Here is a 13,129-nt window from a genome sequence, read left to right on the forward strand (position 1 = left end):
ATACTCTGCCGCGTCAGGACTCGCCTCGGGCAACCAGTACGGGGCAGTCCGCCGTGTGGATGAGGGCGTAGCTGGTCGAGCCCAGCAACATCCCGCGGAAACCACCGCGGCCGCGATTCCCGACGACGATCAGCGACGCTTGCTCGGACAACTGTGCGAGCACCCGCACCGGCCTGTCCTGCGCGACGACTCGCCTGACCTCGACATCGGGATACTTCTCCTGCCATCCGGCAAGGCTTTCCGCCAGAACCGCTTCCTCCGACGACGCGATGTCGTCCCACTGCAGTGGCACGGCCGACATCGGAGCGAGGGCCACGTCTGCCCATACATGCACCGCAACCAGGGGCGCACCGCGGTGCGACGCCTCGTCGAAGGCCGCTGCCACCGCTGCCTGGCCGACGGCGGACCCGTCGACTCCGACGACGACGGGCCCCGTTGTGGGCGGGCGTCCGTCGATACTGCGGCCCCGAACCACGACGACAGGGGACGACGCGTGGGCGGTGAGTGCAATGGCAGCAGATCCGAGCAGTCCGGAATCCGATTCGCCCAGACCGCGTGCACCCAGGACGACGAGGGCACTGTTCTCGGACTCGGACAGCAGAACGTCGACGACCGTTCCGTCCCGAGCCTCGGTCACGACGGACAACGCGGAGCCCTCGATGCTTTCACGCCCAAGGGTTTCCGCGGCGACGAGCCGAGAGCCGAACACGGCTCGAACGTCGTTGTCCTCGGGTAGATAGGAAGGAACGTCGACAGCGGCGACGATCCGCAGGGTGCAATCCCGATTGGACGCTGTCTGCGCGGCCCACACGACCGCCAGATCCGACGCTTCCGACCCGTCGATTCCGACGACGATGGTGCTGCTGCTCACGTGGCTGCCTCCGCTCGCTGTGCCGCCACACACGATAGTCCACACCACGGGCGCATGCGGGTTCTCGAACGGCAAGTACCCTCTCTCCGGTTCGCCGAGAGCAATCATCGGAGAACCGGAGAGAGGGCGCCTTCCCACAGACCCCCCGGGGGTCTCGTGCGAGCGTTCTAGGACGCGCGCAGTCTTGCTGCGTCCCGCGCACGAGCGCGAATCCGCAGTTGCTCGAAGGTGGTCGCCTGGACCTCCATGTCATCGAGAAAGTCGGACAGGATCCTGCGATTGCGGTCGGACGAATCCACGGCCGACCGATCGAAGATGCGCCACATCCGTACAGCGGGAAGGAGCACGTCGTCGAGATGCAGACGGAGATCGTAGATTCCGTCGCGGGCGAGCAGCATTGCGCTGCGCTCGAAACCGACGAGCCCACTCCCGGGCAGCTGAAAATTCATCAGAACCTCGGTGATCGCCTTGAGCGTCTGCGCCGGCGCAGACTCCAAAGCACCCGCGACGACGTCGGAGAAGAACGCCACGTGCCGCTCCTGATCGGCCACGATGCGCTCGAGCAGCTCCTCCGCCACCGGATCCGCGCACTCGACGGCCGTGTTGCGGTGGCTCACCATCGTCGCCATGACATCGATCGTGGAGTGGACGATCGAGCGAAGGAAGTTGTCGCCCTCCATCGACGACTCGATCCCGATGGTGGTGCACTGCACCCTCGCTCGGTCCAGCGCGACGGCGTCGACGCTCCTGGTGGCGACCAGGTATCGCTGGATCGCATCCGCATGTGAACGCTTCTCGTCGGACCAGACCGCGCTCCACTCGGCCCACGCAGGTGAACTCGTGAAGAGTTCCCGGGCCGGGTCGACGAGCGCAGTGTTGTTGTGTGTGAGCAGCGTGGTGACGAGCGCGGCCTTCGCCGTCTCGGTCAGCGACGAGCGGCGCTGCCCCCAATACAGTTCCGGCCGAACGTAGGCGCTCGGGTCCCACCTCTGCGCGGTACGTAGATGACGCTCGAGTCTCTGCTCGATCACTGGCTCGAGATCTCGAAGCAAGGTCGTTCGACCTGGCGCTCCGTTCACTGTCCCCACCCCCTCGTGATCGGATCCGATTCTCTGTGCCGACCACAGACTCCGATCGGCACACGACGACGCTAAGCCCACGATCGGCACCGTGAGTAGGTTCCCCGGATTGTTTAGGCAATGTCGCAACCCGAATCCGAGACGAGTTGAGAGCCTTCACAAATTTCTCCGTTGAAAGACTGGATAACGCGTTGATAACATCCTATGATCAAGTTTGTTAGACGCCTGAAAACAAACTTCGGGTTCAGAATCGCCGGGGTTTCGGTCAAGTTTCCAACCATTTTTGCGTGGATGCGCAACAATACGCATCAGTAACTTTTTTTCGGACAGAGCTGAAGTTCCTACACGAAAGGCTGATCTGTGACCGCTCACAACACGACAAGCCTCGGAATCATGGTTGCCGGCCAGCCGGCGTCGGCGCCGCTCCGCGACTTCCGCGCTGTCGCGCGATTGCTGGTCGGCCACTTCGCGGCCAATACACCCTGCGGCTCGCTGCCCGGCGAACAACTGCACGGCGACGTCACCGAGTTCACCGTCAAATGCATCAGCATCGCTGTGCAGATGCTCGACGAACGACGCCCGCCCAACGAAAGCGACCTGGCAGAGCTCCGCGCCAAGGCCAGCCAGTGGGCACGCGAGGGCGTGCCGCTGGAATCGGTACTGACCGTGTACCACGAAGGAATTCAGATCGGCTGGAACCTGGTGTCCAAACGCGCAGGCGAAGGCGACACGAGCGATCTGATCGAAGCAGCACGGATGTTCGTCCTGCTGTCGGAGAAAGTCTCGATCGCCGCGTCGAAGAGCTACGTCGAGGAACTGCAGTCCGTCGCGAGCGAGCACCACACCGCCGCGCACACCCTCGTGTCCTCCTTGCTCAGCGGACACAACGCCGTCTCGATCGCTCGGCAGTCCGGCATCGAGCTCGCGGACAGCTACCTCGTCCTCGCTCTGTCCGTGCCGCCTCATCCCGACGAGAACGATCCGGCAATCCAACGCACCGTCGCTGCTCGCCGCAAACTCCGGCGGGTCCAAGCCGAACTGGCCACCGTCTGCGGACGTAGCCCCCTGTCGATGCTCAGCACCGAAGGCGGCACCGTCCTCATTCCCGGCGTGCAGGACGAGGAATGGGTGGAAGCACTCGTGCACCGCCTCAGCACGGCCGCCGAAGTACAACTCACCGTCACCGCCGAACAAGCAGCCACCGCGGACATCCCGACGGCCGCGGACCAGGTGCACGAACTGCTTGCGCTCGCGCACCAACTCCACCGCCCGGCAGGGTTGTACCGGATGGACGATCTGGTTCTCGAATACCAGCTGACGCGCCCAGGCCCAGGACGACGCCACCTCCGGCAGATCCTCGAACCGCTCGACGCGTCACCGGAACTGTTGGAAACGCTGGAGATCCACATCTCGCACGACCTCAACCGTCAGCGGTCCGCGCGGCAACTGCACTTGCACACCAATACGGTCGACTACCGCCTCAAGAGAATCGCGCAGCTCACCGGATTCGACCCGACACGGCCGTCGGGTATCCGCCATCTGCAGGCAGCTCTGGTCGCTCGCAGACTGGAAGCAGCACAGGGCGCTGCCTAGAACGTCCGTCGGCGACGCGGGGAATCATTTTCCACCGGCATGAGTTGAACCGATCGACAGTGTTCGATCCATGCCCCGGGTACCAACACATTGCCGCTTCGAGCGGCCTCTTGCCGAGAGGCGCACTGGCGGACACTGTCAGCGGAGCCGCCCACATTCGTGTGGGCGGCTTCTCGCGTTCACCAGCCCTCGATGGGCGTAGCGGGCACGAGTTCATCTCGCCCAAGGGAGCCGGTACACTCGCACGTGCACAACTCGCCTTCGTAGCTCAGGGGATAGAGCAACCCTCTCCTAAAGGGTAGGTCGCAGGTTCGAATCCTGCCGAGGGCACTTCGGTCACTCCGCGTTCCAATGCCGTGGGCGTTCGATCCCGGCTGGAAGGCGTGTTCGTTCGTCACCCTGCGCGTAGTTCACCTGCGACTGGGTCAGAAACAGAGCACCCGAGAGATCTGTTCCCTCGACGCGTACGTCTCGCAGGTCTGCTCCGAGCAGGTCGACGCCCGTGACATCGCAGTGTCGAAGGTCCGCCGCGATGAGGCACGCGCCACGAAGATCGGCTCCGCACAGGGGCAGTCCGCGCAGGTCGATTTCAGCCAGGTCCGCGCCCGGTGTCAGCCGTCGATCCCGGCGATCCCCTTCGGCGAAGTAGCGAGACCGTATTTCAGCGCTGACGTCCATCAGAAGCACTCTCACGGTGAGATGAAGGTTCTCGACGTCGGCCGAGAGCACCTCCTCGGGACCTGATGCCGTCAGCGTGGTGATCGTGTTCGTGACGCTGCGTGCTTCGTCCGCATGATCCGGGTCGTACGTGCGCTCCCCCACTTCGGCCAGGTACCAGAGCATTTCGTGCAGTAGCTTGACGGTCGTGAACGCCGCGAACATCGACTGACGCGTGTCCGGTCGATCACGCCAGCCGACACCGCCGAAAAGACGTTGCGACACAGCCTGCCCTGCGCCGAAACAGTCGAATACCGTGCACCCACGAAAACCGCGGCTGCGAAGACTGTCGTGAACAGTGCAGGAGTGATCCGACCCGAGGTGTCGGCACGGCGCACCGACTGCCTTGTCCTCGGCGAAATCCGCCGATCGAGAAAATCCTAAAGCTGTGCAGCACAGGGCAAAACAGTTGCTGCAGTCTGCCCGCAGTTCAGCGCGGGCGCCGATGGCGGACGTGAAGGGAAGAGGTGTCGACGACATGGTGAAAGAACTCCGATGAATGGCGTTTCGGTACGGGACGGGAGCTGGGAACCCTCGATCGGGTTCCTCCCGTGGCGCACGGAATCACCACCGCGCGTGGGCGGCGTACACAGCCGTCGTGAGAGGCCTGGTTCACAGAGAATATGTGTCGATGCGCGAACGATACCAAGCCGTTCACCACTGAGGGAAGCGCGCGGTTGCGGCGTGGGCCCGTGGCGGTTACTGTAGAACATACGTTCGAATGCATTCCTTGGGGGGGACTTGTGAACGCTTCAGAAGTACTCGGTTTCGTGGCCCGTCTGCGCACCAGCGAGTTCGACGACGACGCGGCGGCGGGAATCGACCTCATCTCCGCGCTCGAGGACTTGAAGAGTGCGGGCTCCGCGCACCAAGCCACCGTCACGGACGCCGTGGCGAACAGCATTGCCGCAGAACGTAAGGCGAAGGGTCGACCGAAGGCAGAGTGGCGCAAGGGAGTCGCGTCGCAGATCGGCCTCGCCCGTCGTGAATCACCGAACAAGGGAGGCCGGCTGTTGGGCCTCGCCCGGGCCCTCGTCCACGAGATGCCCCATACCCACGCACGCCTGCGTTCGGGTGAGCTGAACGAGTGGCGAGCAACTCTGATCGCCAGAGAAACTGCGTGCTTGACCGCAGAGGACAGGCGGTCGATCGACGAGCAACTGTGCTCCGACTCGGCAACCTTGAAGAATTTGGGAGACAACGCGATCGAGCGTCGAGCCCGGGCATTGACAGCTGAACTGGACCCCGCCTCGGTGGCCAGGAGGAAAGCAAGAGCGTTCGAACAACGCCGCGCGAGCACTCGGCCGCATCCCGACTTCATGTGCGAGTTCAAGGTGATGACATCGATGGACAGAGGTGTCTCGATGTGGGCAACTCTACGAAGAGACGCCGACTCCTTGGTCGGTGTGGGGGACGAACGTCGCACCCGCGATCAGATCATGGCCGACCTCGCGTTCGAGCGCATCACCGGTACAGCGCACGCAGCCTCGGGGGCCGCGGTGTCGGTCAATCTCGTCATCTCCGACGAGACGCTGTTCGGACACGACTCGAAGCCGGCTCATCTGAGCGGCTACGGCGAGATCCCCGCGTCGATCGCACGCAAGCTCGTCGCCGACGCCGCCGCATCACCCGTGCGCACCGAGCTGCGCAAGCTGTACGCGGAACCGCTCTCCGGCGCTCTGACCGCGATGGAATCCAAGGCGCGGAGCTTTCCCACAGCGTTGGCCACGCTGATCGACGTGCGTGACCGAACGTGCCGCACACCGTGGTGCGACGCCCCGATACGTCACCGCGACCACATTCGCTCCCACGCACACGGCGGTGCAACCAGTGCGCACAACGGAGCGGGATTGTGCGCCGCGTGCAACTACGCCAAAGAAGCCGACGGGTGGACGTCCACACCGAAGCGACAGGAGCCGCGGGCGATCCACGTCTACGACTTCGAGACTCCTACCGGGCACAGGTACAGCTCTCAGGCGCCCCCGATGCCGGTCGCACGACGGTACTGCTCGTTCGTCGAACACGAGTTCGCCGAGGAATACGCGGCAAAACTGCTGGCGACGTCCCACAGAGCTGCCTGATACGTCACTCCGGGAAGGCGATGGAGCGTTCAGCGGTTACACTGGGTAACGGTGTGTGTAGCTGCACGCCAGACGTCGTGGAATGCTTCAACTTCCGCCCGGCTTCGGCCGTGTTGTCCATGTGCACCCTGCACAGGCTTTTCTTACGGCGATCGAAATTGCCCACCGGCAGTCTCGCCAACCTTGCACTCACAGGTCACAGCAGTGAACCTTGCGGTGCAGCACCATGCCCGAAAGGCGCAACCCATCACTATGACTACCTTTGCTTCACTCGGCGTGCCGAATGCACTCGCCGAGGCACTTGCAGCACAAGGCAAGACCGAGCCCTTCCCCATCCAGGCCGACACCCTTCCCGACACACTCGCCGGACGCGACGTGCTCGGACGTGGAAAGACCGGAAGCGGCAAGACCCTCGCGTTCTCCATTCCCATGGTCGCTCGCCTCGCCGGCCAGCTCGCGGGCAACCGCAAGCCCGGTCGTCCGCGTGGGCTGATCCTCGCCCCCACTCGTGAACTGGCGACCCAGATCGCCGTCGCCATCGAACCGCTGGCGGCCGCCTACAAGCTGAAGGTCACCACGATCTTCGGCGGTGTGTCCCAGGGCCGCCAGGTGTCCGCCTTGAACGCAGGCGTCGACATCGTCGTCGCCTGCCCGGGACGCCTCGAAGACCTGATGAAGCAGCGCCACGTCAGCCTCGACGGCGTGCAGATCACCGTCCTCGACGAGGCCGACCACATGGCCGATCTCGGCTTTCTTCCCGTCGTGACCCGGATCCTCGCTGCCACACCGCAGAAGGGACAGCGGTTGCTGTTCTCTGCGACGCTGGACAACGGAGTCGACAAGCTCGTCAAGCGATTCCTCACCGACCAGGTCACACACTCCGTCGACGAAGCAACGTCGCACGTCGAAGCCATGACCCACAGCGTGTTCGAGGTCGACGGTGTCGAGGCGAAGAAGAAGCTCGTTCAGCAGTTGGCGTCGGGCACCGGCCGCCGAATCCTGTTCATGCGCACCAAGCACCAGGCGCGCAAGCTTGCCAAGCAGCTCACCGAGGCGGGTATCCCGTCGGTGGACCTCCACGGCAACCTGTCTCAGGCTGCCCGTGACCGGAACCTGCTCGCGTTCTCGTCCGGCACCGCTCGAGTTCTCGTCGCTACCGACGTCGCGGCTCGCGGAGTCCACGTCGACGACGTACAGCTCGTCGTGCACGTCGACCCGCCTGCCGAGCACAAGGCCTACCTGCACCGTTCAGGCCGTACCGCCCGAGCTGGAAGCGCAGGAGACGTCGTCACCGTCGTCCTTCCCGAGCAGCGCAAGGACACTGCCGTGCTGCTTCGCAAGGCCGCGATCACGGTGACTCCCGTCCGCGTCACGGCAGATTCACCGCAGGTTGCAGAACTCGTGGGCGAGCAGGCTCGCTACGTCGAGCCCGCACCGAAGGCAGCACCGCAGCCGCAGCGTCAGGGAACCCCTCGGCCCCGCAACGGCGCACCCCGCGGCGGCAGTGCCCGTGGTGGCAGTGCTCGTGGTGGTAGTGCTCGTGGCGCCGGCCAGGGTGACCGCGCGCAGTCCGGGCAGCAGACCCGTTCGGGCCAGGCGCGTTCCGGGCAGGGCCAGCCGAGCCAGGGACGCTCCAGCCAGGGACAGCCGGATCAGCGGCAGCACGCCGCAGGCGGTGGCCGTCGTCGCCGTCCCGCGGGCCCGACGACAAGCCAGCGAACCAGGTAGTCGGACTCGACCTACCCGAAGACATGACAAGAGCACCCGACCTGGTCGGGTGCTCTTGTTGTGTGTCTTGGATCCTGGCTTACAGCGTCCGTTCGAAACAGATGGATGTCGGCGAGTCGGTGTAAGGCCCGAATCCGTCGATGCGGGAGTACCCCTCGCGCTCGTAGAAGCGAACGGCGTCGGGTTGTCCGGATCCGGTCTCCAGTTTGAGGACACGGATCCCCCGATTTCGGGCACTGGTTTCCAGCCGTCGCAGTATCGCCACCGAAGCGCCTCGTCCCCGTTCGGGAGGGATGACGTACATCCGTTTGATTTCCGCTTCGCCCTCGTCGAGCAGTCGTAGCGCCCCGCACCCGATTCCGACGTGGGTGTCGTCCCGTGCGACGACGAACACCAGGATGTCCTCGGAGGTGGGCGCCGCGCCGGGCTCGTGGTTGCTGTTGCCGTAACGCGCGTCCAGTTCAGCGCGTTGTGCTGCGCGCAGTTGCGCGCCGACGGGGGTTTCCCAGTCCTCTTCGTCGACTGTGATCACTGTGCTGTGCCTCTTTCGTTCGCAGAGCGTGAAACGCCCATCTCGGTTGCTGGCACACTGGACAAGTGACAGTCAGCCCCGCCGAGCCTCGCACGTCCGGGGCTCTATCGCCTACCGAGCTGGCTACGGCAGCGGTGATGAGCAGTTTCGCGGTCGCCCTGTCGGTCGTCGCGATTCTCGTTCCCATGGCCACAGCGCTTCAGATCGTGGCGGCCGTGCCGATGGCCGTCGTGGTGCAGCGTCACCGCACCCGAGCACTCGTGGCAGCGGCGGTTGCGGGCGTGCTCGTGGCGTTCGTCGCAGCCGGCACCACCACCGCGTTCACCGTCGCCATGTCCGCGATCCTGGGTGGCCTCGTCGGCCGGGCCAAACGGAAGAAGCAGGGGCTGCTGTCCGTTCTGGCCACGTCGATGGTGGTGGGTCCGGCAATCGGGGCAATCATGGTCGGCCTGCTGCTGATTCTGTCGCCACTGCGAGAGCTGTTTCTGCGGACCATCGAGAACACCGTGGAAGGCTTGGCCCGCTTGATGTCTCGGGCCGAATTCCTCGTCACCCCCGCGAATGTTCTGCGGGACAGCGTCGGAACCATCCTCGATCACTGGTGGTGGTGGATTCTCGGCACGACCACACTGTCGATCGTCTTCGGCGCCCTGTTCGCCTGGCTGATCCTCGGCGCCGTCCTGGATCGGCTCGCCACCATCCCGGTGATCGACCGGTTGCCCGTCGCAACGGACGGTGCCGTCGGACCACTTCCGGTACAACTGCGCGGCGTCGGATTCCGTTATCCGGACAGCACATTCGCCGCACTGGACAACATCGACCTGCGGATCGAGCTCGGTGAGTTCGTTGCCGTCGTCGGACACAACGGGTCGGGCAAATCCACACTCGCACGCATCCTCGCGGGCCGTGAGCCGACGTCGGGGACGGTGGAACGCCCGGGCACAGCCGGACTCGGACTGACCGGAGGAACGGCCGTCGTGCTGCAACGACCGGAAAGTCAGGTGCTGGGCAGCCGCGTCGCCGACGACGTCGTGTGGGGGCTTCCGCCCGGCTACGACATCGACGTCGAATCGGTACTGTCCGAAGTCGGGCTGGCAGGTCTGGGCGAGCGGGACACGTCGTCGTTGTCCGGCGGCCAGCTGCAACGACTTGCCGTGGCGTCGGCCCTGGCTCGGCGTCCCGCTCTTCTGATTGCCGACGAGGCCACCGCGATGATCGACGCGGAGGGTCGCGCGAGTCTGGTGGCATTGGTTGCGGCACTTCCGAAACGACACCCGATGTCCGTCGTGCTCGTCACGCATCAGGAGTTGGAGACGGTGGCTGCCGATCGCGTCGTACACCTGCACAGCGGGTTCCAGGTCGCGCATACACCCGATTGGATGCGCGGGCACTTCGCCTACTCCGCGGACGCTTTCCACACCGGCGCGCCCTTGATGACGTTGACCGGCGTCACCCACACCTACAACAGCCGGACACCGTGGTCTCAGGACGCGCTGCACGGCATCGATCTGTCCATCTCGAAGGGCGACGGCATTCTTGTCCTCGGCGGCAACGGATCCGGCAAGTCGACGCTGGCCTGGATTCTCGCCGGGTTGACGTCACCGTCGGCAGGCACCGCTCGTTTGGACGGACGCGACATCGCGGGCAACGTCGGTGCCGTGGGCCTGGCCTTCCAACATTCACGTCTGCAACTGCAGCGTCGAACCGTCGCCGAGGACATCGAGTCCGCAGGAGGTCCGGAGGTGGGATCCGCCAAGGTCGCGGTGGCCATGGACGCCGTCGGGCTGGATCGCACCCTTGCGGGCCGCGAGATCGACTCGCTCAGCGGCGGGCAGATGCGTCGCGTCGTGATTGCAGGCCTGATTGTCAACAAACCTCGAATTCTCGTGCTCGACGAGCCCCTTGCCGGCTTGGATCCGCCCGGCCGAACGGAGATCATCGACGTGCTCGGATCGCTGCGACGACAAGGGATTGCCATCGTGGTGATCTCGCACGACGTCGACGGAATGGATCGAATCTGCGATCGGACCGTCGTACTCGACGCCGGCAGGGTCGCGTCGTGACCACAGTCGTTCTCCGTCAGGTCCCCGGTTCCTCGCCCATCCATCGACTCTGGGCGGGAACCAAACTGCTCGCGGTGCTGCTGATCAGCATCACGATCGTCGTCGCACCGTCCTGGGCATCCATCGGACTCGTCGTCGGAGTGCTCGTCGTCGCGGCGGTGATCGGCCGAGTTCCACCGACCGCCGTTCCGCGGCCTCCGTGGTGGATCTGGGTGCTGTTTCTCGTCGGCGCACTCATCAACGTTCCGCTCGGTCTCGATGCGGTTCTGTTGTTCCTACGCTCGACCGTCTTCGCCTTCGTTCTTCTGGGGGCCTCGTTGATGATCGGGTGGACGACGTCGATGAGCGACATCGCACCCGCAGTGGCCGTACTGGTCTCGCCGCTGAAGAAGCTGAAATTGCCGGTCGACGAATGGGCCGCGACCCTGGCACTGTGTTTGCGATCGCTACCCCTGCTCATCGAAGAGATGCGCACGATGATCGCAGCCCGCAAACTCCGGCCGAAATCGGTGCTCAACAGCGCTTCGGACAACTCGATCGTCGACCTGATCACCGCGACGATGTCCATCGCCATTCGTCGGGCAACCGAGATGGGCGAAGCGATAACCGCCCGCGGCGGTACCGGCCAGATCACCGCGCACCCGAGCCGACCGGGGCTGTCCGACGCGCTGGCCCTCGCCGTCGTCGCACTGTGCTGCACCGCCGGGATCGTGCTGACGTTCGTCTAGAGCTACTCGCCGCCGATGCGTTGGGTTCGGCTGTTCAGTGCCTGCACGAACACGTCCGGGATGTCACGCGGATCCTCGGCGACGTAGCTGGTACCACCCGTCGCAGCGGCAATTCTCTGCAGCGCAACAGGATCGGCGTCGGTGGTGATACCGACGGTGACGATGACGACGGGGCGCACCGGATCCTGTTCGCGCTGCAAGGTTTCGATCAGCTGATCCAAGCTGGGGCTGCCTTCGTCCTCGTTCGTACCGTCCGTCAGCAGGATGACACTGTTGACGAAATTCGGGTCGTACCCTTCCTTGACCCGACGGAACGCAGCGAGAGTGGTGTCGTACAAACCGGTTCCGCCACCCACGATGCCTGGAAGCCCGCGGATTGCAGACAGAATCGCTTCGCGCTGTGGCAGACCGTTGAACACCGTGTCCACCGCTCCCAGGGGAACCAACTCGCGATAATCCTGTTGTCCTCCGCCGAGACCGATGGAGAACGCCCACAGTCCCATCTCGGTCTGGTCGCTGAAGAGAGCGTTGGCCCCGAGGCTTGCATCGACGGTCAGAGCTATCCGTGTCGAGTCACCGGACCGCGCCGCCATGGACCCGGATACATCCTCGACGACCAGGGTGCGAAGCGGAAGGGCCAGCACCGACCAGTCACGCAGCGTCGATTCGATGGCCAGCGGATTCTTCAACTCCAGCGACGCGACCGAACCCACACCCCTACCGTCGGCCACTGGAACACCGCTGGCCTGCCGAAAACCGGCGGCCGTCAGGGCCTCGGTGGCCGAGGTGGTCGACAGCGCCGACGCCAAGGCGGTACCGGCATCCTTGACGCGGTCGTAGTCCGGGCCTGCTGCCGCGGTGACCGCGAGCGGGTAGTTCAGGAAATAGCTGCCCGTCGGTGGAACCGACGCTTCGAGCGGGGCATCGGGATGCGCGGCGTTGTACGCGAGCACGCTCTGCTCGGTTGCAACCGACGTGCCACCCTCGGCCGCGACCTGGTCGACGAGATCCGCCGTTCCGTGCGGCAGATTCGCGATCCGGCCGTAGTCCTGAGCTTTCGGGACCAGTGCGGCAGAGACTGCCTTGGCGTCGGAGATCGCGACCTCCGATTCCGACAGAGCTCCGAGAATCGAGGCGAGGGCTCCGCTGCTGTCCAGCGGATCGCCGATCCGAAGGCCCGGATTCTGCAGCACCTCCAGCCAGGTGTTCACCGGAACCGACTCACCCGGACGCGTGACGACGACGGGCATGGTGTTGACCACCGAGGACTTGGCCACCTCGGGAAGAGCCCCGGTCGACCGGAGAGTCTTCAGCAGCCACAGCGTCGAATCAGGGATCCACAGGTCCGGACGGTTCTCGTTGTTGCCGGCAAGTTCGGTGGCCGTGTCCGTCGGCGCCTCGGCCCTGATGTCGAAATCGGTGCACCCTCGGTCGACAGGTTCCACGGTGGACAGCACGTCCGTGACGACCGGGGCGACGGTGGGATCGACTGCAACGGACACCTGCGCGACGGTGTCGCACTCGGCGCCACCTGCACGGACGGCCTGCACTCCGAAGTATCCGCCGACGACGACCACTACTGCCGTGACGACGATCGCGCCCCCCACGTACAGCGGATTTCTGCGCGTTCCCGTTCCGTGACGCCCCGACATCCCCGTGTTCCCCCAAACAGTCAGCTTCCGTTGCACGCTGCATCATGCACGACGAAGCGCGCCGAGCAAACGGCAAACCCAAAAA

At 64.8% G+C, this 13,129-nt stretch carries 10 protein-coding genes and 1 tRNA gene; 6 read left to right on the forward strand and 5 right to left on the reverse strand.

Annotated features, from left to right (window positions below):
* Positions 1-13 precede the first annotated feature (13 nt).
* A complete protein-coding gene (locus CH289_RS02045; RefSeq protein WP_094727163.1) occupies positions 14-871 on the reverse strand; it encodes a universal stress protein in 858 nt (285 codons plus the stop codon).
* A gap of 167 nt (positions 872-1,038) precedes the next feature.
* Positions 1,039-1,959 (reverse strand): acyl-ACP desaturase, encoded by a 921-nt coding sequence (locus CH289_RS02050; protein ID WP_306427505.1) that lies wholly within the window; start codon positions 1,957-1,959, stop codon positions 1,039-1,041.
* 351 nt (positions 1,960-2,310) lie between these two features.
* Here CH289_RS02050 and CH289_RS02055 point away from each other — a divergent pair, with 351 nt between their 5' ends.
* Together CH289_RS02055 and CH289_RS02060 are read left to right on the forward strand one after the other, a co-directional pair.
* Positions 2,311-3,543 (forward strand): PucR family transcriptional regulator, encoded by a 1,233-nt coding sequence (locus CH289_RS02055; RefSeq protein ID WP_019664443.1) that lies wholly within the window; start codon positions 2,311-2,313, stop codon positions 3,541-3,543.
* 257 nt (positions 3,544-3,800) lie between these two features.
* Positions 3,801-3,873, forward strand: a tRNA-Arg gene (locus tag CH289_RS02060).
* 6 nt (positions 3,874-3,879) lie between these two features.
* Here the strand turns inward: CH289_RS02060 and CH289_RS02065 are convergent.
* A complete protein-coding gene (locus CH289_RS02065) occupies positions 3,880-4,485 on the reverse strand; it encodes a pentapeptide repeat-containing protein (RefSeq protein ID WP_020111457.1) in 606 nt (201 codons plus the stop codon).
* A 518-nt stretch (positions 4,486-5,003) separates the two neighbouring features.
* Between CH289_RS02065 and CH289_RS02070 the strand changes: the two genes are divergently transcribed.
* Both CH289_RS02070 and CH289_RS02075 read left to right on the forward strand, forming a co-directional pair.
* Complete coding sequence (locus CH289_RS02070; RefSeq protein ID WP_020111458.1) at positions 5,004-6,341, forward strand: HNH endonuclease; 1,338 nt, start codon at positions 5,004-5,006, stop codon at positions 6,339-6,341.
* Positions 6,342-6,593: 252 nt separating this feature from the next.
* Positions 6,594-8,069 carry a DEAD/DEAH box helicase gene (locus tag CH289_RS02075; RefSeq protein ID WP_051127748.1) on the forward strand — a complete coding sequence of 492 codons (1,476 nt, stop codon included), beginning with the start codon at positions 6,594-6,596 and terminating at the stop codon, positions 8,067-8,069.
* A 79-nt stretch (positions 8,070-8,148) separates the two neighbouring features.
* Here CH289_RS02075 and CH289_RS02080 read toward each other — a convergent pair whose 3' ends face one another.
* Positions 8,149-8,601, reverse strand: coding sequence for a GNAT family N-acetyltransferase (locus tag CH289_RS02080; protein ID WP_019664439.1), 453 nt, complete (start codon positions 8,599-8,601; stop codon positions 8,149-8,151).
* Between the two features lie 65 nt (positions 8,602-8,666).
* Between CH289_RS02080 and CH289_RS02085 the strand changes: the two genes are divergently transcribed.
* Both CH289_RS02085 and CH289_RS02090 read left to right on the forward strand, forming a co-directional pair.
* A complete protein-coding gene (locus CH289_RS02085; RefSeq protein WP_027498756.1) occupies positions 8,667-10,664 on the forward strand; it encodes an ATP-binding cassette domain-containing protein in 1,998 nt (665 codons plus the stop codon).
* Positions 10,661-11,392 (forward strand): energy-coupling factor transporter transmembrane component T family protein, encoded by a 732-nt coding sequence (locus CH289_RS02090; protein WP_019664437.1) that lies wholly within the window; start codon positions 10,661-10,663, stop codon positions 11,390-11,392. The genes CH289_RS02085 and CH289_RS02090 overlap by 4 nt, the downstream gene beginning before the upstream one ends.
* A gap of 2 nt (positions 11,393-11,394) precedes the next feature.
* Here the strand turns inward: CH289_RS02090 and CH289_RS02095 are convergent, their stop codons facing one another.
* Positions 11,395-13,044, reverse strand: coding sequence for a substrate-binding domain-containing protein (locus CH289_RS02095; protein WP_020111461.1), 1,650 nt, complete (start codon positions 13,042-13,044; stop codon positions 11,395-11,397).
* Between the last annotated feature and the right edge of the window lie 85 nt (positions 13,045-13,129).

The organism is Rhodococcus sp. RS1C4, from assembly GCF_002258225.1.
In the GTDB taxonomy this organism is placed as follows: domain Bacteria; phylum Actinomycetota; class Actinomycetes; order Mycobacteriales; family Mycobacteriaceae; genus Rhodococcoides; species Rhodococcoides fascians_E.